Below are 24,381 nucleotides of genomic sequence, written 5' to 3'. Positions count from 1 at the left end.
TGGTTTTTCAAAACTGGATCCTTACTCCTACTTAGTTCTTCCTCTATACTTGCTAAAGTTTTGACCAAAGCACGACTATCTGTAAAATGTTCAAAATTCTGAAACCACCAAGGATCGTACTCGTGAGAGAGGTGGTATGTCAGTTTAGTCCTAAGGCTGATTTCTATTTTTTCGATCGTGTCGAAGATCAGAAGTCTAAGCTCTCTATCAAAACTGTAAAGTGCTATCACATCTTCGAAATTGCTGTTGGGTTTAAATACATGGTTTTCTTTGTCAGACTGCATAGAGTACCAATATTCCCCAAGACGGTAGTAGCTGATGTGGGCTAGAAAGTGGGTGGCTTCCGAATCTGAAGAAATCTCAAGCCCTCGGCTTTTGAGTAAAGCGATTTGTTCTTCTATGGTGGTGGGTTTCTTTTCAAACATATTATCACACAAAATACTGTGAAAGCCCCTAAAAAGCAAAAGACACGCCCTGGGACGCTGTTCAAGTGGGTAGCGTGGCGTGTACTGTTAGTGCGAATTTACGTAAATAATTACGAAAAGTATAACAAATAATTATATTTTCTTTAGCGGAAGTTCATCACCAGTTCAGGATTTCTCATCTTACTTAACTTTCTGATTAATAACCCAAGCCCATTTCCTGCGCTTCCCTAACAAGTTTATCCAATGCACTATTCCTTGTTTCCCGGAGTAATGAGTCATATTTTTTGACATCTTCAAGAAGAACCCTACGTCGTGGTCCAACCTTTTTATAGGGAATCTTTCCAGTTTCCAAAAGTTTGACCAAATGTGGGCGAGAAACTTTCAGAAAATCAGCTGCTTCCTGAGTGGTCAATTCCTTAGAAAAGGAAGCGATTTCAACATTCCTTCCATCCGCCATTTCATCCAATACTTTTTCCAGAATCAATATCGCCTTTCTTGGGACTGAAATGGATGTCCCTTCTACCTGAAAAACAACGGCATCTTGCTTTGTACCCCCAGTGATTCTTTTTAAAACTTCCACCGATTGTCTGGCATCTTTCTGATCTTTTGCCATTGTTTTTTTGATGGTTGTGGCCATGATAACGAATATTTGGTCTTGTTCTGTGAAGATACTGAACGAAACAAACGAAACAAAGTTTTGGGTAAAAGGTCGGTAAAAAATCTTTCAATATCCGATGGCTGATTGGAATGGTAGAAGGAAAAGACCAATGTAGGAAATATGTCCAACTATATGATATGGGGATATTGCTCTGTTCTCAAATCTTTCTTGGATTTACCCTTCTTTTTTATAAAATCTCATCGTTCCAAAGCTGTTCCAGAAATTGCTTCCAGGGAATAACTGAAATTTCACCGATTTTTCGCTCCAAAGGATCATCACTCACAACGATCAGCCTTTTAACCTTATATTCTTCTGCGAAGCTTTTTAATCCTTTTAGGTGCCGTAACTGAACATTGGATGTTCCTTTGACCTCAATGGCTACTTCATGATCCCCTAATATAAAATCCACTTCTAATTGCGAAGTTGTTCTCCAATATGAAATAGCATAGTCTTTCTCAGAATATTTACTGTGTGCATAAAGTTCATGGTAAATGAAATGCTCAAATGCATGACCAAAAGACTCGCTTCCGCCTTCAATTCTCCCTCTTTTTAAAAGTTTATTGGCAATCCCAATATCAAAATAATAAAACTTGGGAGCCAGAATAACCCTTCGTTTTGGTTTTTTCTGGAATGAAAGAACAAAGCGACCGATTAAAGTATCCTGTAAGATTTGAAAGTATTCCTTTACAGTGATATGGCTTACACCACATTCAGAGGCAATATTGGAATAATTTACCATTTCCCCATTTGAAAATGCTGCAGCCTCCAAAAATTGTGAAAAAGCATTGATGTTTCTAATCTTTGCTTCTGCCACAATTTCATCTCTGAGATAATTCCCAATGTAAGCTTCTATCAATTTCTTCGGATTTTCTGCCAGATAATACCTTGGTAACAATCCGTTATTTAAAGCTCTTAATAGGTCAAATTCAGGAATTTCAGATTGAATGAGTGGGTACAATTCATACCTGAGGGCTCTTCCCCCTAAAAGGTTATGCCCAGACCTAATTATTTTTCTAGGACTTGACCCACTTAAAATGAATTTAACTGAATGATTCACCATCAACCAATGGATTTCATCCAACAATTCAGGGATTTTCTGAATTTCATCAACTACTACTGAAACATCCTGCTTGCTTGCTAAAACAGCTTGTCGAAACTGCTGAGGGTCGGATTTATACCTCAAAAATGTATCAGATAATAATAGGTCAAACCAAAGGGCATCAGGAAAAAGGCTTTTTAACAATGTACTTTTACCTGTTTGACGAGCTCCCCATAGGAAAAGACTTTCATTGCCGGAACCTTCTAAAACTTGCTTTCTCAGAAACATATTTAAGTATTTACTTACAAATATCATGATAATTAATAGTATTACTTACAATTATCATGAAAAAATAAAAGTGAAAACAAGTTGATATTCATTTTTCCAACCAATCATAGGCTTAAACGATGCTCCGCTACACGGAATCTGCAATCACTTTTAAGTTAACCGCAAATGCAAACAAGTGAAAAAAATCTGACGGCCTTATTCAGTTTATTAAAAGCACTGACAGACCCAACACCACTCCACCCTAAGCCGCCTCCGAAATCCCATTGATAAAAGTCCCAAAAAACAGGGGATTTTGACTTGTTGTGCTTTATTAATCGAAAAAACTTTAGTTCAAGAAAGCAGTATATCCGCAGGGATATTTAGTTCTTTGTGGAATAATCTGGCCAAATCCAGGGTAAGCGGCTTTTTGCGGTTCAGAATCATGGACACATAACTTTTACTCCCAACTTTACCGATGAGGTCTTTGTTTTTCAAGCCTAATTCCTCCATTTTCACTTTAATGGCATCAATTGGGTCCGGAAAGGGAATGGGGAAATTTTTGTCCTCATAATCCTTTATCAGAACCAAGCAGACCTCTACCTTTTTACCTTGAGGGGAATCAGGTTTTATTCCCTGGTCAAACATCTCATCTACCCAATCGAGGTATTGTTCGTATTGTTGCTCGGATTTAATTACGTTAAGTTCCATGTTATCTCTTTTTATAGGCCACTGTGTTAACATCTATTTTATCATATTCTTTATGGGTTCCAAACCATTTGATTTGTACCACTCTGAAATCAAAAATAAATCTGACCGCCAATCGGTAATGGTTTCCCATGATATTGAAAACAACCCGGTCATCCCCAACCAAACTTGCATTTCCATATACCATTTTGAGTTCATTAAAACTCCTGAAATCAGATCTTTGGATTTCGTGATACCACTCAAAAAGAGCGGATGCAGCTTGGGGATACTTGTCAGCGTATTCCAATAGGGTTTTGCGGATAATGATATTGAACACATCGAAAGATAACATAAAGTTCACTAATAGAAAACAATTTTGCTGGAATTTTTTCGCTTAAAAAATGTAAAGATCTCCCGATTTGGTGAGGTGTCAATTAATATAAACGAAAAAAAACCCAGATTTCTCTGAGGCTTTTGCTCCCCCTCTAGGGCTTGAACCTAGGACCCCATGATTAACAGTCATGTGCTCTAACCAACTGAGCTAAGGAGGAATATTATTTTACTTTGTCTCTTTTGACCCCATGATTAATCCCGTATCTACGGGACTCAATCAACTGAGATAAGGAGGAATGTTATTTGATTTGCCAACCCCTTTTGTTTAACGTGTCGCAAACTTAGCAGGTTGTGCCATTTATTCCAAATGCATTCACTAAAAATTATAACATTCCACCCACTGCAATCATTATCAATCCTATAAATCAGGAAGTTATTTTTTTAATATTCCTTTTGCACATCAGGGGGGACTTCCAACGGTTTCGGAAGTTTGGACAATAACTTATTATATATAAATGTCACTCCCAGCACCATCAATCCGGCAATCACCGCCAATAACACATTATAGTAAGGAGGGGCACTCAATGTAAGTCTAAGAAATATGGTTGCCAGTGCAAATGAAGAATAACGGAAAAGGTTATAATATTTGCTGGTATATCTCAAAGAGAAAAGTAGAATGAACACATCTGTGAATATCAGTAAGGTATAAAACAGTTTGATACTGTAAATAAACTCATGGGTCTGATAAGCAGAAATGATATCAAAAATACCTAAGCCTATAAATGAAACGGTAAGGTAAATGGAAATCAATTTTTTGATGGCAACGAAACCCTTTTGCTCTTCATAACTTTTGGTAATACGGATATGTCTCTGTGCACGATAAAACAAACCCGTGATCAGAAAAATCAAAATCGCTCCAAAGGCATCGGACACAATAGGTAGGAGCTCATATAAAAACCCCACATCCCAAGTCAGTTCACCCAAATAATGACCAAATTCCTTAAATGCATCTCTCAACAACAAAAGAGAAATAATCTCAAACTGCTTACCCACAGAATCCGCAACAGATTTTGGGATCAGGAAAATCAATCCCAAAACCTCAAATAATAGCAGTACATTAAAAGCCAATTCAATAGCAAAAAATGCCGTAAAACTCTCCCCCAAATCTAGGATATTTAAATATGACAATAGCCCTACAAAAAGCCCGGCCACAAAAAAACCTACAACAATATTACTGATCACTTTGGACACAGGGGGACTTTCCCAATGCTCATCCAAAATATCGAATATGTTGATTTGCCACTTAAAAAGTTTCCTGATCATACATGTTCTCTTTTTAAAATTTCATTCTGTACTAAACCCCATTTAGATCTTCTGCTTTATGTGGTTAAAGACATTTTGCAATGTTTTCAAAAAGTATTTGTAACCAACCATAGTCAATACCAACCTTTTGTATTTCAATAAGTTTCTTTACGATGCCATTTTCATATTTTTTTATAAATTTAAAAAATCGGCAAATTACTCCCTGTAACAAATAATTACATCACTCAATAAAAGGTTAAATTGGAAAATGGAAAAATACACAATAACCGTAAACGGAAAAAAACAAGAAATTACCGCCGCTGAAGACATGCCATTACTTTGGGTTCTGAGAGACCTGTTGTCCTTGAAAGGTACAAAATACGGTTGCGGACAGTCATTATGTGGCACTTGTACGGTTTTGGTCGGTGATGAAGCCACAAGATCCTGCACCCTACCCATCTCCTCAATTGGCGATCAAAACATTACTACCATTGAAGGTCTTTCCCAAAATGGAGACCACCCTTTGCAGCAAGCTTGGGTGGAGCATATTGTTCCCCAATGCGGTTATTGTCAAACCGGTCAAATAATGAATGCTGCTGCACTGCTCAAAAGTAACCCCACTCCTTCTGAAGCAGAAATAGAAAATGCCATGGCCGGAAATCTTTGTCGTTGCGGTACCTACAACCGGATCAAAGATGCCATCATCACCGCCTCCAAATCTTAATTTTTCAATTGACCAAGACAACATATAGCCATGATGCCCAAATTCCCATTCCTCAAAAACAAAGAAACAGAAAATAAAAGCAAGGTATTTATCCCTTCCAGGAGAGAATTCCTGAAAATCAGTTCACTGGCATCAGGTGGGCTCCTCTTGGGAGTCAACTTCCAATGCAGTGGTCCCAAAGGGGAATCGGTGACTTTTGCCCCCAATGTGTACATCAGTATAGATTCTGACAATCAGATAACCCTCATCGCCCATAGGTCTGAAATGGGCACCGGTATCCGCACCTCCCTCCCAATGATTTTGGCAGATGAATTGGGTGCGGACTGGAGTAAAGTAAAAATAGTGCAGGCCGAAGGAAATGAGGAAAAATACGGTGACCAGAATACCGATGGTTCCTATTCTGTCCGGATGTTCTACGAACCCATGCGCAAAGCCGGTGCCACAGCAAGGCATATGCTTATTGCTGCAGCCGCAGATAAATGGGGAATAGATGCCTCAGAATGCCGTGCCGAGAATGGGCAGGTGCTTTCTTCCGGAGGAAAGACAATCAATTTCGGGGATTTGGTGGAGGGTTTAAAAGACAAAGAAATACCAGATGAGTCTAGCATTACCTTAAAAGAATTTTCCAGTTACAAACTCATCGGAAAGGACATTGCCATTTATGACAACAAGGACATCGCTACAGGAAAAGCCATTTTCGGTGCCGATGTTGACCTTCCCAATATGCAGGTTGCCGTAGTAAGAAGAAGTCCTGTTGTCGGGGCAAAAGTCATCTCCTACAATGATGAGAAAGCATTGGCGGTTCCGGGAGTGAATATGGTCTACAAAATTGAAGGAGCCGGAATTCCCCCCGGATTGGACAAACCTTTGGAAGGTATTGCTGTGATAGCCGATAATACTTGGTCTGCCATCAAAGGCAGAGATGCATTGGAGATCGAATGGGATTTGGGAGAAAATCAGCAGTACAGTTCGAAAAAGCAATTGGATGAAATGCTGAAAAGTACTACAGAAAATGGACAGGTCAGAAGAGAAAGAGGGGATTTCAATTCGGCGAGAAAAGGGGCAGGTCAGGTTATCGAAAGGACTTATTTGGCTCCCTTTTACGCACATGCTACTTTGGAACCACCAACGGCAATTGCAGATTTCCGGGAAGATGGAACATGTGAAATCTGGGCCCCGACCCAGCATCCACAATGGGCAAGGCAGGCAGTAGCAACTGCCCTGGAATTGAATGTAGAGAATGTAAAAGTGAATGTAACTTTATTGGGCGGAGGTTTTGGAAGAAAATCCAAGCCTGATTTTGTAGTGGAGGCAGCCTTGCTTTCCAAAGCAGCCAAATCTCCGGTTAGGGTTCAATGGACTAGAGATGATGACCTGCAACATGATTTTTACCATGCCCAAAGCGCCCAGAGAATCAGAGCTACCTTGGATAAAAATGGGGGTTTCTCCGGTTGGAACCACCATACGGTATTCCCTGCTATAGGTGCCACAGCAAGTGGGACAGAACTTCATCCTTCTGACGGGGAATTGGGTTTGGGCTGTATTGATTTTCCTTTTGAAGTGCCTAATATCCGTATCGAAACACATGAGTCCAAAGCACATACCAGAATCGGTTGGCTTAGGTCGGTCAGTAATATCCACCATGCTTTTGCCACCAATTGTATGTTGGATGAAATAGCAGAAGCTAAAGGTATGGATCCTGTGGACTTTATTTTGAGCATATTGGCAGAAAACAAAAACCTGGAGTTTGCAGATGAAATCAAAGGCGATTTTGGAAATTACGGTGAGCCTTTGGAGAAATTTCCTTGGAATACCCAAAGGCTGAAAGGAGTGATTGAAAAAGTTACCCAGGAAGCCGATTGGAAAAAATTTGTTTCAGATGGAAAGGCGGTTGGATTTGCAGTACAGAAAAGTTTCCTCACCTATGTGGCCTGTATAGTAGAAGTTACAAAAGGAAGCAACGGTCAGATCATTATCCCAAATGTTCATTATGCTGTGGATTGTGGCATAGGTGTAAATACAGACCGTATCAAATCCCAATTTGAGGGCGGGGCGCAATTTGCCACAAGCTTGGCCATGACTTCTGCAATTACACTAGAAAACGGTAAGGTTCAACAAAATAATTTTGAAAGCTACCAGATCATCAGGATGCCCCAATCCCCTAAAAAAATCCATGTTCATATAATAGAAAGTATGGAAAAACCAACCGGTGTCGGTGAACCTCCCGTCCCTCCCTTTATTCCAGCCTTGTGTAACGCCATGTATAAATTGACAGGTGAGCGGATTTATCAGTTGCCTTTTAAGGGTTAGACCCGACCTTTGATACGCCGCGGCGTATCGAAGGTCTTGAAGGTAGAAGTACGCTTCATTTAGAACTTTGATAATTTTACTAGAATTAAAACCTTCGAGGTCTGAAAAAGACCTCAAAGGTTGCAAGTCCTGACCTTTGATGCGCCGCGGCGTATCGAAGGTTTTGAGGGTAAAAGTACACTTCAATGAGAACTTTGATACTTTTTCTAGAATTAAAACCTTCGAGGTCTGAAAAAGACCTCAAAGGTTAGCGGGCTATCGGACTATCATCACATTCCACATCCCCTACAACATATTGAAGCCCATTTAGATAAAAGGCCAAGAGGTCGGGGTTTTCAAAACTCTGGGCGTTGTGGGAAGGAGAACAATACATGACTTTTCCTTTTCCCTGTGATCGGATCCACGCCACGTAGGTTTTCCCTTCTGATTTTTTTTCCTTTTCTCTTTGTTTGGTGATTTCGGCATTGTTGAAATATAGCAATGGTCTGAAATCCAGGTCAGCATAGGCATTGCTGTAAAAATAGGGTTCATCCACATGATTGAATCCTTCTTTGGGGAATGATTGTACTAGAGGATGGGCCGCATCAACCAATCTGACCTGAATGGGTTGTTGGGGTGGATGGTAGTCAAAACTTGCACCTACCAAACGACTAAAAGCCCTGGATTTGTTTTGAGTCGTCACAGCTCCATGGACCACCATCAACCCTCCGCCTTTCTCCACATATTCAATCAGGTTCTTTTCCATATCTAAAGCCTTTTTCATTAACTTGGCACTGTCGGCATCCGACTCAGCGCGGAGTTTATCCCAGAAAAGATTCCTATGGTCAGGCTTGGAGCAGTTGTTATTCAAAACTACCGCATCAAATTTTTTGAGATTTTTAGCTTCAAACATGCTGATGTCCTTGCTTCCGGTAACCTGAAAGGCACCGCTTTTATCAGAGATTATTTTCAGCATTTCTTCAGTATGGGGAATCACCCAATGGTTAAAACCGGTATGAAGGGAAAAAACCAAGATATTCTTCTTTTTGGTGATGGGAAAAGAAGGACTCTCAGGGGCTAATGCATGGATTTTTTCAATCCATGAATCGTCCAGTTTTACTTCAGGAAGACTTTGGGATTTGAGTGTGAAGCTATAGAACAAAAGAACTGTAAGAAATAGTAACTTTTTTTCCAATGATATAAAAGCGCTGGTTTTCATGTGAGTTTATTGGGATTTTTATAAATTGTTCAAACCTTTTACACAATAACCTAAAAACCGATGATATTAAAAAGACTTTTCTTCCAAAGCTTGTTTCTGCTATTTTTGCCGGTAATGGCCTTCCCGCAGAAAATCAGTATGGAAGAAACATCTACAGGTTTTGATTTCAAATCCGGAAACCAACTTCTACTAACCTATCAGACTGCTGTGGCAAAAGTCCCGGATGGTGTCAAAGCATATTTCAGCAAATCCGGTTTTATCCATCCCCTAAATTCTCCTTCCGGGCAAGAGCTGACAAGAATCCAACCACCGGATCATTACCATCATTATGGGATTTGGGGACCCTGGACCAAAACCACCATTGAAGGAAGGGAAGTGGATTTCTGGAATTTAGGGGATGGAAAAGGCCGTGTGGACTTTGAAAAACTTATCTCTAAGAAAACCAACAAGGATTTTGCTGAAATAGTAGTCAGACAAAATCACATGGATCTTCTGGCTCCATCGGGGCCACAACTCGCTTTGGAAGAAGACCTGAGCATCAGACTTTGGAATAAAAAAAAGAAACTTTATCTGGTAGATTACACCACCACCATTTCAACGCCATTATCCTCAAGTGTCATGTTGGATGCTTACAGATATGGAGGCGGAATCGGCTTCAGGGCAACTGAAATTTGGGACCAAACCAACAGTACTGTGCTTACCTCAGAAGGGTTGGACAGAAAGGCAGCAGATGGAAGCTTTGCCAAATGGGTGATAGTCGAGGGGGTGAGCGAAGCTGCATCAGGAAGAAGCGGGATTTTATTTCTCAGCCATCCTGACAACAGATCCCATCCCGAACCTATGCGGGTTTGGCCTGAAGATTCCAACCAGGGAAAAGGAAATGTCTTTATTGAATTCTGCCCCATCAGACACGAATCATGGGAGATTCTTCCCAAGAAAAAATATACCCTTAAATACCGAATGATCGTATTCGACGGAGTATTGACTGCAAAGGAAGCCGATAAATATTGGAAAGAATTTGCTAAAAAATAACCCATTATCAAATCTGAAAAATCTTATGAAAAGAAGAAATTTTATAAAAACCACCACCATGGCAACAACTATCCTAGGCTTCCCGACAATTGTTCCGGCTTCTGTTTTTGGGAAAAATGCCCCCAGCAATAAAATCAATATCGGACAGATCGGCTGTGGCCGTATTGCCAGAGACCATGACCTGCCCGGAACTTGGCAACACGATGTATCCCGCATTGTGGCAGTTTCCGATGTGGACAGCAAGCGGATGAAAGAAGGGAAGGAGTTGGTAGAGAATTATTATACCAAAAAAATAGGTACGCCTTATCTGAATGTCAAGCAATATGCAGATTACCATGATATGCTTGCCGATAAAGATATTGATGCAGTCATCATTAGTACGCCCGACCATTGGCATTCTCAGCCTGCCATGGAGGCTGCTTTGGCCGGTAAACACATTTACCTCCAAAAGCCCACTTCATTGACCATCAAAGAAGGGCGGCAATTGGTAGAAGCTGTTAACAAAGCGGGGGTGATTCTACAATTGGGAACCCAACAGCGATCCAGCGAGCAGTTTAGGGTAGCTGCTGAATTGGTCAGAAATGGAAGGATTGGAAAGTTACACACAGTTCGGATCGGACTTCCCGGTGACCCTTCCGGCCCTGAAGCTCCTTCCATGCCCGTTCCATCTAATCTTAATTTTGATATGTGGTTGGGGTCGACTCCCGAGGTTCCTTACACAGAGATTGGAGTACATCCACAAAATGATTATGGCCGCCCCGGTTGGTTGAGGCATGAAAACTATGGAGCAGGTATGATTACAGGATGGGGACAGCATCATTTTGATTCTGCCGCATGGGGAATGGATACCGACCTGACAGGCCCAAGATATGTCGAAGCAGTTGCCGAATTCCCTAGATCCGGCCTTTGGAATGTCCATGGGGACTTTATGGTAAAGGCAGAATATGACAATGGCATTGTCATGCTAACCAGTGGCGGCTATCCAAATGGAATCCGATACGAAGGATCTGACGGATGGATTTGGGTATCAAGAGGAAACTATGTCGCCTCTTCAAGTGACCCCGTGGCACAGGGGAACAATTCCAAAGCATTGGACGCATCTGATCCAAAAATCCTCCAATCAAAAATAGGTGAGAATGAAATCCATCTTTATGTTAGCAAAGAACACCATGGCAATTGGTTGGATTGTATCCAATCCGGAAAAGAACCCATCTCTCCTGTGGAAATAGGACACCGAAACTGCTCCGTTTGTTTGGTCAGTCATATTGCCATGAAATTGGGAAGGAAATTGGAATGGGATCCGGTAAAAGAGGAATTTGTAAATAACCCCGAAGCCAATACCCATCTCAGCAGATCTCAAAGAGCCCCATACGGTACAGATTATGTCAAAGTTTGAACAGAAAAAATTTCAAAAAAGCCTATTGATTGGGTTGGGAATTTTATTGATTTTTCAGTTTTGCACCAGCCCAAATAAGAACAAAATGTCAGAAAGTCCTGAAGAGAAAGTCACTGTCATGAGCCTTGATCCTGGGCATTTTCATGCAGGAATGATCCACAAAACCATGTACCCCCAAGTGGATTCAACAGTTTATGTGTTTGCTCCTGAAGGGGATGAACTGGAGGATTATCTGAAAAGAATCAATGGCTATAACATGCGGGACGAATCCCCTACTGCCTGGAAGTTGGAACTGGTAAAAGGAGACAACTTTCTGGAAGAGATGATTTCCAGAAAACCGGGAAATGTAATGGTGGTGGCCGGAAAAAATGACCGGAAAATTGATTATATCAGCGCTGCCATTTCCAATGGTATCCATGTCTATGCCGATAAACCCTTGGTGATCAATCAGGAAGGTTTTAGGAAATTACAGAAAACATTTGAAGAAGCTTCACAAAAGGACTTGCTGCTATACGATATCATGACAGAGCGTTTTGAAATCTCTTCCATATTGCAAAAAGAACTTTCAATGATCCCTGAGGTTTTTGGTGAGTTGGAAGATGGTTCTCCTGAGAATCCTGCCATCACCAAAGAAAGTGTCCATCATTTTTTCAAATATGTATCAGGGCAACCATTGGTTAGACCTAACTGGTTTTTTGATGTGGAAGTAGCGGGAGAAGGCATCGTGGATGTGACTACCCATTTGGTTGATTTGATCCAATGGGAGGCCTTTCCTGAAATGGTGCTTGATACAACTGATGTCAAAATGATTGCTGCGAAAAGATGGGTAACCCCTTTGTCACTGGAGCAATTCAAAACAGTTACCGGTAAAACCGGATTCCCGGAATTCCTTAATAAAGATATCAATGATAATGTGCTGCAGGTATATTGCAATGGTGAAATGAATTATACCTTAAAAGGGAAGCATGCAAAAGTAAGCGTCATCTGGAATTTTCAGGCTCCTGAGGGTGCAGGGGATACCCATTACAGCATGATGCGCGGAACAAAGGCAAACCTGATTATCCGGCAAGGGGAGAAGGAAAATTATATTCCCACTTTATATGTGCAGCTTTTGGGTGATCAGCATGAAGCTTTGAAGAAGGCTCTAACGGTTAGGCTTCAAGAAAAATATCCCGGACTTGGACTTGAAAAATTATCTGAAGGAGAATATAAAGTCCAAATTCCAGATCGCTACCATGTCGGACATGAAGCCCACTTTGCCCAAGTGACAGAGCAATTTTTGGAATACTTCGAGAGCGGAAGCATGCCCGATTGGGAAGTTCCGAATATGATTGTCAAGTATTATACAACTACAAAAGCCTTGGAAATGGCCAAGAAGTAGTCATTAAACTTGGCTACATTAAAATCTATAATTTAATCTTAAAAAGCCCCTAATCGAGAAATTACATGTATTATCTCGATCGTAATCGAGAAATATTATGTATTATCTCGAATGTAATCGAAGAATTGCATGAGTTATCTCGATCGTAATCGAAAGATTACATGTATTATCTCGATTGTAATCGAAAATAAACATGTATTTTCTCGATCGTAATCGAGAAATATCATATTTTTGTGAAAAGTAAAATGATATGATTGTCCGAGAGGTAGAAAAATTAATCACAAAAAAGCTGTATCAAGGTAAAATCCTGCTTATCTCAGGGCCAAGGCAGGTTGGCAAAACCACACTGATGCGGCAATTGGCAGCTTCTTTGAATAAAGAAGCATTATGGCTTAACTGTGATAATCCCGATGACCGAATTGACCTTGAAGATGCTACATTAAGTTCATTAAAAAGCCTTGTAGGTTCATATACCTTAGTAATGATAGATGAAGCCCAACGGGTTAAAAACATTGGGCTGACTTTGAAATTATTGGCAGATAATTTTCCCCAAGTCCAGATAATCGCATCGGGTTCTTCTTCACTTGAATTGGCAAATACAATCAATGAACCTTTGACGGGAAGAAAAAGGGAGTTGAGGTTATTTCCCCTTTCTACCGAGGAACTGAGCCATCACACATCTTTACGGGAAGAAAAACGGTTACTGGAAAATCGTTTGGTATATGGCTTTTACCCCGAAGTCATAAACAACCCCTCAGATGCAGAAGAAATTTTAAGGGAACTTACCAGCAGTTATCTTTATAAGGATATTTTGACATTAGACCAAGTAAGAAAACCTGTAATACTTCAAAAACTGCTGATGGCGTTGGCCCTTCAGGTTGGGTCTGAAGTGACATTCAATGAACTTGGAAATACCATAGGGATAGACAAAGAAACTGCCGAAAAGTACATAGACCTTTTGGAGAAAAGTTATGTGATTTTCAAATTGAATTCCTTTAGCAGGAATTTGAGGAGGGAGATCAAAAGAGGCCGTAAAATCTATTTTTGGGACAATGGTGTACGCAACGCATTGATCAATAATTTCAATGGAGTTTCATTAAGAAGTGATGTGGGAGCTTTGTGGGAGAATTTTATCATCAGCGAAAGGATGAAGCATTTACATTACAGTGGAATTAATGCCAACGTGTTTTTTTGGAGGACTACTACAGGTAAGGAATTGGATTGGTTGGAAGAACGGGGTGGTATTATTCATACCTATGAAGCTAAGTGGAACCCAAAGAGAAGGAGCAATTTTCCATTGGGATTTCAGGATGCTTATCCGGATTCCACTTTCACTTTGGTCAATCCTGAAAACTACCTTTCGATATTGTCTGAAGAATATTGAATCTCAATCATCTCCAACACGGGATCCAAAGACATCCCACCAGGATTCAATCCCAATTCTCCTTCAGGGACAGGAATCTCTAACTCACTAAAATACTTTTCCCAAATCGAAAATAGCATACCCGTTTCAGGATCATTGTATTTCATAGGTTTTGGTGTAAAAATATCATTGCCATTATTGGCAGCTTTAAAAGCAAAGTGTATCAGTTCTGAGCAATAAAAGGAATCGTTGTCAAAATCAAAAGCATGGTCATAAGGTTTGCCCAGGTGTTTTTCTGCTTCCTGTAAAGCTGCGGGAATCAATGGCCTGAATTCCGGCTTCAACCTTCCAACCATTACTTTTGGATTTCCCTGTTCATCCACATGCCGATATAGAAACTCATCTATCGGAGTTTTGCTGACTCCTTTGCCTATAGCCTCCAGCACATACCAACTTCCGTTCTCTTTTCTCAATAGGCCATTATGTGAGAAATCCATCCCCTCATATCCTTCGGTGACCTTTCTGATGGCATCACAAAAATCCCCGCAATCCCCATCCTGAAAAAGGATGTCCCCTTCCTGAAAGAATTCTTTTTTCTGTACGCAGGAAAACAAAACCACCATTGAACAGAATACCACTATAATTTTTGCATTGCTCATATATGAAACGGTTGTGTTCCATGCTGAAATAGCCAACCCAAAAATGTCACACCTACCCGTCCGAAGGCGGGTTTGGTTTTTCCCTACCCACAAGTCAATTCTCAAAATACCAGGAAGCCTTTTTTTTGACAAAACACTGACAGAATGTACAACAAATGAAGATATTAACCTGTCTAAATTTTATTTTCTACTATTATCTTCAGGATTTGTTTTATAGAATTCCCTGATATAACTCCCTAAGAAGCAATTCCTGCCCCACTAATTCCATCATCAAAAATTGAAGACCAAGTAAATTTAAATCAAACTTTTTCATATCATGGGTTTCAGTTGCTGTCAACCTATTAGTCAAATTAGTAATGGTCTTATCCATGATCGTTTCTTGCAAACTATATACTTTAGTAAGTTTCTGCGCTGTGTCAAAATCAAACTCACGGATTATACCTGAAGCTTTAGAAGTTTCCCATGCATTTTGTGATATTATATCATGTAAAAGACTTTGTCCATTAAATAAAACATAGGTATTAAGATAATTAAACTCCAAAAGCTTAATCCTCAAACTATCCTTTTTCCCTTCTGATAATTGTGTGAGTCTTTCCAGAATCTCCGAATGCTTGTTGACCCATACATCTACAACTTGCAAGTTCCCCCGAATTTCCATCCGAATCTTTTCTAATGCTTCCTTTTTCTCGTTTTCTACTTTGATGTTCTCTGTCACCTTGCTGATGAAAAGAGCAAAAAGAACACTGAAAACAATCAGCGCACCATCTGTAAAATATTTTTTACTAAGTTTAAATTTTCGTTTCATAGAAGAGTATATATTTAAATCTCCAAATTCCAGTGCATTTAAGAAAGTATTAAGATTGAAAATCCGAAGCCTAATGAGTCCCTAGCAGATGCTTTTAGCAATCATTGACCCCAAGGCACTTACTTTGCAGTCCTCAATAAATAAAATACTTCACAACATTCATTGATCCTCAATGTCAATATATTTTGGCATCCGATATTTTTTCAAAAGAGATCAACAGCAAATCCTAATTCTACCACAGGCCTTAAAAAGGCTAAGGAGTTATAAGGAAACATAAAAAGAATGCTGGGCTTTAGAAAAGTCATGGCTTGAATTTTATTATTATAGCAAAACGTATAACCAATGCTTCCACCGAGAGTGATTAAGCCATAATTATAAGTTTGACATTCCTTTTGTGATACATGACCATCATCTGAAACTATGTAAACATTTCCATCCAATATCGTCCTGCTACCTCCAAATCCAAGGGAACTATCAATAAAAAGGCCATTAGGGTAAAACTTTCGAGATTGCCATTCGGCAGTGATGAAATAATTTGTATGAAAAGTTTTATGATGGTACATACCCGTGTTTAAGCCGATGGATTTTTCCATATAGGCCCATTTTTTAGTCATTTCCGGGTATTTGTATTGATATACTTTTTCAGTCCCAAGCCTGAAACCTGGGTATATAACACTGCCCATCACAGAAGATTTTATGCGTAGCTCATTCTTTGGCTCTGTAGTTTGTGCGTTTGAGCCAAATGACAAAATGCAATTGAGCAATATGATGACGATTTTTTTCAAATATCAACTGTTTTTCTAATTTCGAATTACCCAATCGACTACTTCATTCCAAAAGGCTTCAGCCTCACTAAACATCGGGCTATGTCCTGAGTTCTCAAACACACGATGACTGATATCGGCATGCGCCATATTTCTAATGATATCCTCCATCAATCCTGTAGGACAAATAATATCATATTCTCCCCAAAGCATCAGGCAAGGGATTTCGATTTTATGTAAATTTTCACTGATAGGAATCTTATAGGCATTTTGGTCAATGCGCAATATGTTCTCTGACATAATCAAGTTGGTCAATTGGGCACTTGCAGATGCATTATTGGACGTAAAGGTTAGGAAAAACTGAAAGTTGGGCTGATTAATCTCAGGGAGCATTCTTTCAGCCTCATGGGCAAAGGCGACCAATTGGCGAGCGACCTTAAAGCTTTCATTGAAATGATGACTTTGACAAAAATCCACTATTTTTTGCCACTTCTTCTTGTTACGATTCAAACTGATTTCCCGGTGGCCAAATTCAAGTAGCTTTTGATGGGTAAGCGAATCATTCAGTTGGTAATTATGGGTGCCATCAGCTTGAATCCAGCCGGAAACAAGCTCTTGCTTACTTTCATCAGTCAAAAACAAAGGAGCAACAAAGCCACCCCAAGAATGTGCCATCAAATAAACTTGTACTTCTTGTCCGTATTTACTTTTTAGTACTTGGATTACTTTTTTTAAATCATCCGAAAATACACGAATGTCATGACTGCCCCCGTTTCCCTGTGATGTGCCTGCATAGCGTTGGCCCCAATAGGCAATGGCCAGCCTTTTTTCTGTAAATTCTTTTACATAATCCCTGCGGTATATAATTGAGCTTGCACAGGGGCCTCCATGAAGTATGACAATTATTTTGTTTTCACTTAAATTACCGCAGACCCTAATCGGTAAACTCTGCTTATCTACTTTTAGAAAAAAATGTTCATCAAGCTGTTCATCCGGATGAATAGCTAAGTTTTGACACGAATAAATTCCTATCAGGAATACTGCTAAAACATAAATTACTTTTGCTCTCATCGAATTCCAATTTTTGGTGAAGGCAAATGTAATTGAGTATAAAATAGATTAATTGTAAAAAATTGACATTTAGAATGGCATTGAGTTTATCATCCCAAAGTCAAAAGGTGTGCAGAAAACCTGTGGTAGAGTGTATCAGCAGTGTTCATAAATTTATTAGGACTCAAACCAACCACCTGTTTAAATTCCTTTATCATATGCGCCTGGTCATGGTAATGATTTTTCAAAACCAATTCCATCCAATCAACAGGATCATTACTTTTATTGATATCTTCAATTACTGCATTGACCCGTGACAGTTTTGCTAGTTTTTTAGGGGTCAGCCCTATCAACTCATGAAAACACCTGGATAAATGCTTTTGACTGATATTGTGCTTTTCATTATATGATGAAATTGACACTTGCCCTTTTTTATGGATGACATCGGCAGAGATAAATTCGACCAAGGGTGACTTAGATCTATAATCCTTTAACTTTTTTATTAAAAAGCTTTCGATCAGCGCCTGTTGTTCTTTGAAAGCCAAACCATACAGCCTTTCAGGCAAGGTGGGGTCAAATACATCGTTCACATCTACTGTAAGGTTGTATAATTCCTTAGTTGGCAAATTGATAAAAGGAGAGAGTCCCCAGGGATAAAATGATATGCCAAACCCATCAAAGCCATCCGATTGAACCATTTGTAAAAAGCTGGTCTGCTGCCCCTTAATGATGCCACCGGTAAATTCATGCTGAACGCCTTCCTTTTGACTTTTAAAAGGTGTACCGAGGTTAAAAAGCACATGTAAATCACCATTGGGAATGTCTCTGGTGAGTAGTTTTTGGTTGCAGGGCAAGCTGCAAGACATTCTCCAGAATGACTTCACATAGTTGGCCAAGGGACCGCTGGGATATGATTCCAAAAATTGCATTTCAGACTTACTTTATCATATAAACTTACAAAAACTGAAATAGAAATTAAGGCCTAATGGATATAAATGTCAGTTTTTTACAATGAGGTTTATTAAAACAGAGAGAATTTTGTATCACTAAAAGTCTTCAAATGATGATTCGAAAAGGAAAATATTGCATGGGCTTTAAAAGTTATTCCATTGCTGTTATGATAGCCTTATTAGGATGTAGCAATGATTTAGAACGAATCGATACATCTATATCATCCGAATTGGATAATGTAATCCTTTCAGAATTCAAAAGGATGCAACTCCCCGGAATGGCAGTTGCTGCTGTGAATGAAGAAGGGCTCGCATCTATAAAAGGATATGGATATGCCAATGTTGAATCAGGAATACCTTTTACCTCTCAAACCAGGATTCAAATTGCTTCCGTATCAAAATTGATTGTTTCTATTGCGATTATACAAATGGTAGAGTCAGGGCTGGTTGAACTTCAGTCAGATGTGAATCAATATTTGCCCTTTTATCTTTATAACCCATCATTTCCGAATGAGCCCATTACCTTAAAAATGCTGCTCACCCATTCCTCATCCATTATTGATGCCGGGTTTCTATTTAAAAACTTCAATGTGTACAGTAATCAGGATTTCCCTTTACCATTGAATGTTTTCCTGGAAAACTATTTGAGTACTAAGGGTAAGTATTTTACTATACACAATTATTCTAATCATAAGCCGGGTGAACAATGGCTATATTCAAATATAGGGACATCACTTGCAGCACTTATTGTCCAAGAAGTAATTGGAATGGATTTTAATGAGTACTGCAAGGCTCATATTTTCATACCACTTGAGATGCATCATACCACATGGAGATATGATGAAACGTCTATGGAAAATCTTGCTATACCATATGCAGGTTCATCAAGAAAAACACCCAAATACCCTCATAAGACTTATCCCGATTATCCTTCAGGACACCTTATTAGCACGGCCGATGATTTAGCTAAATTTCTCTTTATGCTCATTAATGGTGGGGAGACCCAAGATGGCGAATTTATAATCAACCAAACATCTCTGAATTTAATGATGGAAGTGCATCGTACTGACCTTCGATTACCTAATCCACCACAAGCGATATACAATTTTGGACCGGACTTAAGTGATCAGGGATTGCTTTTTTTTAAAGGCGAATTAGGGGATTATAAGCTTTGGGGACATACAGGGGATGATGCAGGAGTTTCTACTGAATTATATGTTGATATTGAAAATAAAATTGGCTACCTGATGCTGAACAACCGAAGCTGGGCACATTCCCCGATAATTGGAAAAGCACTATTGGATTATGCCATTAAAAATTGAATATATGAACCACATTTACAATATACAACTGTTTATAATTTTTGCTTTTCCCCCACATGATAATTTGGGACAAAGCATTGTTGAATGCAATACAAAAAATCCCTATGGCTTATCTATAGGCTATTGGGGGCTTAATGATTTGGGCTTTCAAGTGGGCTTGGAAATCAATCACTTACAGACTGAAAAGCATAGAAATTATTCTTACCTATCAATGCTTGCCAATAGGAAAGCAGATGTTTATTCAAGCCTTGGTCTAAGAGTCGGTAACTCATTTATCCGAATGTTTAAATCCGGTTTTTATTTAGAGTATGGACTTTTCATGGGCTATTTGGGAAGCATTTACGACTTTGAACAGTATGGGCTAAATGACAATGGAGAAATTGTGAATATTGGACGACCATGGTTTCATTCAGCCCTTGCAGGATTTGTGATTGGGGGTGGTTATGATTTTAGTATCCATACCAATTTAAATGCAAGGGTTTTCATAAAGCCAAACATCTTTTACCGCTTGCCCAATAACGACAGTATGCCTTTTATCAATAGTTTTTTAATAGAAATGGGATGCACATTTGATTTAGATAGAATTAAAAACAAGTAAATATTATGAGAAAAATGCTAATCTACTTAGTTGAAAAATCAATATCCGGTTTTTTGGTTTTAACATTTTTGATTTCAGCTATATCATTCCTTATGATGCTGAAGATACCAGGATCTCAAACTCCGGAATCTTCAACAGGCTTACCGATATGGCTCATTGCAATTTGGAGTCCGAGTATTTCAGCTATTGTTATGTGGGCAATTAAGAAAAAGTTTATTTCTAGCATTCAATTAGCATTTTCTCTACCGAATTTTTCATGGTGGATGCTATTGGCGTTTATTCCTTTGGCAGTTACGGCTGTATTTCTGATAATTGAGATAAAGAATGGGAACCAAATTGAATGGTCAAATTTTAAGTTAGCTTATCTTTTCCCTCTCATATTTATAAACCTAATGATGGGTCCTTTGGGTGAAGAGCTAGGATGGAGGGCATTTCTCTACCCCGTAATTAAAGAGAAATATGGATGGATGGCAAGTGCTTTAATTGTAGGAATAATTTGGACACTTTGGCACTCACCTTTATGGTTTTTAGATTCCCCTCAATCAAAAATACCTTTCTGGGCTTTTTCAATTAATGTAATTTTCTTAAGCATCTTGATGTCAATGATTTATAATCATTCCGCAGGCTCTATTATTTTTATAATTCTACTTCATCTGACCTTTAATATAAGTTTAGGCATAATAGAAATTCTGAGTTCACATTCAATTGGTGAATTTGTTGTAAAGGGCTTGTACATATATGTGCCAATGGTAATATTACTAGTGTGTCTTCATGAATGCATAAGCCCTAATAGATGTAACATATAATTTTAAACTTATTCAAATGAAGGTCTTAGTTTTTATACAGCTAGCATTACAATTATCCTGCTCGGATAAATCAAACACAATTAAGCCCGAATACATCATTGTTAATGACACTAAACAATGGATTTACTATTTGGGAGAAGATGGTGATAAACCAATTATATTATTTCTGCATGGAGGCCCCGGCACTCCGGAAACACCTTTCCTGCAAAAGTACAATCAAAACCTGGCGGAAGATTTTATCATTGTTTGCTGGGAACAAAGGGGTGCCGGAAAATCCTACTATCGGAAAATTCCGAGCCATAGCATGACAATCGACCAATTTATTGAAGACACCCATGAAGTCACCCGCTTTCTAAAACAAAAGTTCAAGCGCGATAAAATCTATCTTATGGGGCATTCATGGGGTACTTTGATTGGAATTAAAGCCGTGAAAAAATATCCGCAAGACTACCATGCTTATTTTGCCCTCGCCCAAATATCGCATACACTTATGGAAGAACAGCAAACTTATGAGTGGCTCATGGGTCGAGCTATGGCTGAACCAAACCGAAAAGCAATCATGCAATTGAAGAAAATAGGTCTGCCATCAGAAGAAAATAGGTACTCCCTAAAGCAAGTATCTACCAAAATAAAATGGGTCAATTGTTATGGCGGAGCGGCTTTTTACAAAGACCGAAAAGGACTTAATAAGCTAATCAAAACGGTACTTGGTTCACCTTTATATAGCTTTTGGGATAAGTTGAAATATCCTAAAGGAGAAAAATTTTCACTACACCACTTGCATTCTGAAATAGCTACTGTTAACCTTTTTGATGAAATTACCTCTATCAAAGTTCCGATCGTTTTTATCCATGGTAGTAAAGATTACCAAATCCCTCTATCAGTCGCAAAAGAATATTATGAATTTATCAGTGCACCGTATAAAAAATTCATAGAATTTGAAGATTGTGCCCACGGCTTGATAATTGAGCAGCCGGGGAAATTTAAGGAGGCTGTTTTTAATGAGCTTTACAAAATAAATAATTTTCAAAATATAAAATAAAAATTATGGAAAATCATGAAAACGCCAAAAAGCATGCGATTGAATTGAATTTGAAAACATATTATCTATTATTATCCATTTCAATCATTTTATTCAAATACTCCACAATTTCGGCACAAAATCAATCAGGCAGCCATTTGGATAAGTCACTTCAAGTTGTCCTCGATTCTGCAAGAACATCGATGGAAATAACAGGAGCAGCTGCGTGTGTCATATTCAAGGACAGCTCTATGTGGCAGGGTGTGAGTGGACTTGCAAGGCCAGGTTCGTCTGTTAGTACCAATACTGCATTTGAGTTGGGAAGTATTTCCAAGATATACACGGCCACCACCGTTCTTAAACTTGTTGCAGAAGGCCGTCTAAACTTAGATGATCGGCTGTACACTTGGTTCCCGAATTTACCTAGCTCCGAATCAAATACCATAACACAGCTTTTAAATCACACGCATGGCCTACATGACCCCCTACAGGAGTCTGATTTTGTTCCTGCTATAATGGGAACCCCAACTAAAATTTGGACACTTGACGACCTGCTAACAAAAATGAAAGACCCATACTTCGAGCCAGGTGCTGGTTGGCATTATTCTAACACTGGATTCCATATTTTGGGGGCCATCATTGAGGCAGTAACTGACTCGACATTCAGTGACGTTCTTAGTACTCAAGTTCTAAAATCACTGAAACTCGATAACACTTGGTACGGTGCCCATGACCCAGTCGGCAAGGAACTTGCAGTAGCGTATATCGATCCCTTTGGTTCTGGAGACCTCAAGCCCGTGTCTCTGATGATGCCTTGGACCGCATTCCGGACTTCTGCTGGTCCTGCAGGAGCAGTGGTGTCTACCGCATCTGATGCTGCACAATTCCTTCACGGGTTAATGACCGGCTCCGTACTTGAGGAAGCAGAGTGGAATCGAATGACCAATTGGGTTGACCGCCCAGATGGCTACAAATATGGCGCAGGACTTTTACATATCAAAAATGAGGGCAGATTCCTTTTAGGACATAAAGGGAATTCCGCTGGGTATTCGGCTTCCGCATTTCATGATCAATCTCAAGGAGTCACAATAGTTGTACTCACCAACGCTCACGCAGTTGATGTTACTCCGATTGTTACCACCCTGCTTCAGATTTCAACCAGAATCGAACGTTAAATGAACGCAGACCTAAGAAAAGTCGACATAAATTGAAAGAATGGTATGCTGCTTATGGGATTTTGGGATGCAACCTACAAACATGTGGACTTAGAATTAACGATGGTGAATTTTACCTGTTGATGAACCAATTAGCAGACTTCAGGACAAGTCAAAACACTAAAGTTGCTATTGATTGGACAGTAAAAAAAAAAAATTTATCATCGACAAAAAATATTGTGAGTTTTAAATTAGTTCAAAATGACTACAGCAACAAGACAGTTTAATATTGGTAATTCAACCTTAAGATCGGCATTATTTATGTTAATGTTTTTAGGTTCTGCCGTGATGAACGCCATCTTTGGTCAAACAGATTTATCAAATCGCGATACCACCTTTTCAAACATTTCAAAATCTCCAATATACCAACTGCGAATTTATGATGTTCCCAAAGAAAATTCAGACCCATTTCACGATAGGTTTAGAGTTCATGCCATTAGAATTATGAAAAGCTATGGCTTCAACATCGCAAATATTTGGATTAGGGAATCAGAAGATAAGCATGAGTTTGTCTATTTATTGGAATGGGAAGATCAAAAGACTATGAAAAATGCCTGGGATGGATTTATGGCAGATCAGGAATGGGCTGACATCAAACTAAGAACAAGCAGGATTCACGGCACTTTTGTGAACAGTATTAAAGATAGAACCCTTATACCAACAGACTATTCCGAAGCCGGCCTGGTTGTAATCAATTTTGAAGTGACTGATACTGCTGCTCTCTTTGCAGAAAATGTGGTTTCTACCCGTCATAATCAGAGAGATTTTATCCTTTCACCGGCAGGTGATGAACTGTTTTATGTAGTTTCTCACCCATGGGGCTTTTCCACAATACTGCACAGCAAAAAAATCAATAGCTTGTGGACTCGGCCTGAGGTTGCCTCTTTTAGCGGGCTGTATAGCGATTTTGAACCTACATTCTCTCTAGATGGTAATAGTGTTTATTTTAGCTCCAACCGACCCAATGAAAACCAAACTAAAGATGGGATAACCCAAATTTGGCTTACAAATAGAGAAGGTACTACCTGGACAGAGCCTGGTAAAATTAATCTTCCGGCAGTGCATAACACCCATATATTC

General features: G+C 39.3%; 24 protein-coding genes and 1 tRNA gene. 12 read left to right on the top strand and 13 right to left on the bottom strand.

The genetic code is table 11. The features are described 5' to 3' along the window. From ACEW8O_RS02110 to ACEW8O_RS02080, 7 genes are all read right to left on the bottom strand, one after another. Positions 1–425, bottom strand: a 425-nt coding sequence (locus ACEW8O_RS02110) for an Abi family protein (RefSeq protein WP_373492971.1), incomplete at its 3' end; no start/stop codon positions are given. Between the two features lie 196 nt (positions 426–621). Beyond that, on the bottom strand, positions 622–1,038 hold the full coding sequence (locus tag ACEW8O_RS02105; RefSeq protein WP_373492970.1) for a helix-turn-helix domain-containing protein: 417 nt from the start codon (positions 1,036–1,038) through the stop codon (positions 622–624). 232 nt (positions 1,039–1,270) lie between these two features. After that, on the bottom strand, positions 1,271–2,410 hold the full coding sequence (locus ACEW8O_RS02100; protein ID WP_373492969.1) for an ATP-binding protein: 1,140 nt from the start codon (positions 2,408–2,410) through the stop codon (positions 1,271–1,273). Positions 2,411–2,740: 330 nt separating this feature from the next. Then, complete coding sequence (locus ACEW8O_RS02095) at positions 2,741–3,097, bottom strand: type II toxin-antitoxin system HigA family antitoxin (RefSeq protein WP_373492968.1); 357 nt, start codon at positions 3,095–3,097, stop codon at positions 2,741–2,743. Between the two features lies 1 nt (position 3,098). Then, a complete protein-coding gene (locus ACEW8O_RS02090; protein ID WP_373492967.1) occupies positions 3,099–3,425 on the bottom strand; it encodes a type II toxin-antitoxin system HigB family toxin in 327 nt (108 codons plus the stop codon). Positions 3,426–3,550: 125 nt separating this feature from the next. Continuing rightward, positions 3,551–3,624: transfer RNA gene (locus tag ACEW8O_RS02085), tRNA-Asn, on the bottom strand. A gap of 223 nt (positions 3,625–3,847) precedes the next feature. Then, a complete protein-coding gene (locus ACEW8O_RS02080; RefSeq protein ID WP_373492966.1) occupies positions 3,848–4,729 on the bottom strand; it encodes a hypothetical protein in 882 nt (293 codons plus the stop codon). 247 nt (positions 4,730–4,976) lie between these two features. Between ACEW8O_RS02080 and ACEW8O_RS02075 the strand changes: the two genes are divergently transcribed. Next, a complete protein-coding gene (locus tag ACEW8O_RS02075) occupies positions 4,977–5,432 on the top strand; it encodes a (2Fe-2S)-binding protein (protein WP_373492965.1) in 456 nt (151 codons plus the stop codon). Between the two features lie 30 nt (positions 5,433–5,462). Next, a complete protein-coding gene (locus ACEW8O_RS02070) occupies positions 5,463–7,742 on the top strand; it encodes a molybdopterin cofactor-binding domain-containing protein (protein ID WP_373492964.1) in 2,280 nt (759 codons plus the stop codon). Between the two features lie 247 nt (positions 7,743–7,989). Here the strand turns inward: ACEW8O_RS02070 and ACEW8O_RS02065 are convergent, their stop codons facing one another. After that, positions 7,990–8,940: a ThuA domain-containing protein gene (locus tag ACEW8O_RS02065; RefSeq protein ID WP_373492963.1), complete on the bottom strand. Its 951-nt coding sequence runs from the start codon at positions 8,938–8,940 to the stop codon at positions 7,990–7,992. A gap of 60 nt (positions 8,941–9,000) precedes the next feature. Between ACEW8O_RS02065 and ACEW8O_RS02060 the strand changes: the two genes are divergently transcribed. From ACEW8O_RS02060 to ACEW8O_RS02045, 4 genes are all read left to right on the top strand, one after another. Then, on the top strand, positions 9,001–9,972 hold the full coding sequence (locus tag ACEW8O_RS02060; protein ID WP_373492962.1) for a PmoA family protein: 972 nt from the start codon (positions 9,001–9,003) through the stop codon (positions 9,970–9,972). A gap of 25 nt (positions 9,973–9,997) precedes the next feature. After that, on the top strand, positions 9,998–11,368 hold the full coding sequence (locus ACEW8O_RS02055; protein ID WP_373492961.1) for a Gfo/Idh/MocA family protein: 1,371 nt from the start codon (positions 9,998–10,000) through the stop codon (positions 11,366–11,368). An 85-nt stretch (positions 11,369–11,453) separates the two neighbouring features. Then, positions 11,454–12,749: a putative oxidoreductase C-terminal domain-containing protein gene (locus ACEW8O_RS02050; RefSeq protein WP_373492960.1), complete on the top strand. Its 1,296-nt coding sequence runs from the start codon at positions 11,454–11,456 to the stop codon at positions 12,747–12,749. 250 nt (positions 12,750–12,999) lie between these two features. After that, positions 13,000–14,133 carry an ATP-binding protein gene (locus ACEW8O_RS02045; protein WP_373492959.1) on the top strand — a complete coding sequence of 378 codons (1,134 nt, stop codon included), beginning with the start codon at positions 13,000–13,002 and terminating at the stop codon, positions 14,131–14,133. Here the strand turns inward: ACEW8O_RS02045 and ACEW8O_RS02040 are convergent. From ACEW8O_RS02040 to ACEW8O_RS02020, 5 genes are all read right to left on the bottom strand, one after another. Next, entirely contained in the window at positions 14,103–14,771 is a 669-nt protein-coding gene (locus ACEW8O_RS02040; protein ID WP_373492958.1) for a YiiX/YebB-like N1pC/P60 family cysteine hydrolase, read from the bottom strand. The two genes, ACEW8O_RS02045 and ACEW8O_RS02040, sit on opposite strands and share 31 nt — an antisense overlap. A 211-nt stretch (positions 14,772–14,982) precedes the next feature. Continuing rightward, positions 14,983–15,576, bottom strand: a complete 594-nt coding sequence (locus tag ACEW8O_RS02035; protein ID WP_373492957.1) for a hypothetical protein — start codon at positions 15,574–15,576, stop codon at positions 14,983–14,985. 203 nt (positions 15,577–15,779) lie between these two features. Beyond that, positions 15,780–16,361: a hypothetical protein gene (locus ACEW8O_RS02030; RefSeq protein WP_373492956.1), complete on the bottom strand. Its 582-nt coding sequence runs from the start codon at positions 16,359–16,361 to the stop codon at positions 15,780–15,782. A gap of 15 nt (positions 16,362–16,376) precedes the next feature. Continuing rightward, positions 16,377–17,411, bottom strand: coding sequence for an alpha/beta fold hydrolase (locus ACEW8O_RS02025; protein WP_373492955.1), 1,035 nt, complete (start codon positions 17,409–17,411; stop codon positions 16,377–16,379). 89 nt (positions 17,412–17,500) lie between these two features. Continuing rightward, positions 17,501–18,310, bottom strand: coding sequence for a DUF6597 domain-containing transcriptional factor (locus ACEW8O_RS02020; RefSeq protein WP_373492954.1), 810 nt, complete (start codon positions 18,308–18,310; stop codon positions 17,501–17,503). 143 nt (positions 18,311–18,453) lie between these two features. Between ACEW8O_RS02020 and ACEW8O_RS02015 the strand changes: the two genes are divergently transcribed. From ACEW8O_RS02015 to ACEW8O_RS01990, 6 genes are all read left to right on the top strand, one after another. Further along, positions 18,454–19,662, top strand: a complete 1,209-nt coding sequence (locus ACEW8O_RS02015) for a serine hydrolase domain-containing protein (protein ID WP_373492953.1) — start codon at positions 18,454–18,456, stop codon at positions 19,660–19,662. Positions 19,663–19,666: 4 nt separating this feature from the next. Then, complete coding sequence (locus tag ACEW8O_RS02010; protein WP_373492952.1) at positions 19,667–20,260, top strand: hypothetical protein; 594 nt, start codon at positions 19,667–19,669, stop codon at positions 20,258–20,260. Positions 20,261–20,265: 5 nt separating this feature from the next. Next, entirely contained in the window at positions 20,266–21,066 is an 801-nt protein-coding gene (locus tag ACEW8O_RS02005) for a lysostaphin resistance A-like protein (RefSeq protein WP_373492951.1), read from the top strand. 16 nt (positions 21,067–21,082) lie between these two features. Next, the gene (locus tag ACEW8O_RS02000; protein ID WP_373492950.1) at positions 21,083–22,108 is read left to right on the top strand and encodes an alpha/beta fold hydrolase; all 1,026 of its coding nucleotides are present in this window, start codon (positions 21,083–21,085) and stop codon (positions 22,106–22,108) included. 5 nt (positions 22,109–22,113) lie between these two features. Continuing rightward, positions 22,114–23,262: a serine hydrolase domain-containing protein gene (locus ACEW8O_RS01995; RefSeq protein WP_373492949.1), complete on the top strand. Its 1,149-nt coding sequence runs from the start codon at positions 22,114–22,116 to the stop codon at positions 23,260–23,262. Positions 23,263–23,502: 240 nt separating this feature from the next. Then, a partial coding sequence (locus ACEW8O_RS01990; protein WP_373492948.1) for an NIPSNAP family protein occupies positions 23,503–24,381 on the top strand: 879 nt, incomplete at its 3' end.

Source organism: Aquiflexum sp. (assembly GCF_041749095.1).
Lineage (GTDB): Bacteria > Bacteroidota > Bacteroidia > Cytophagales > Cyclobacteriaceae > Aquiflexum.
The sequence above is the reverse complement of the archived record's forward strand: the minus strand, read 5'-3'. Positions and strand labels throughout refer to the sequence as shown.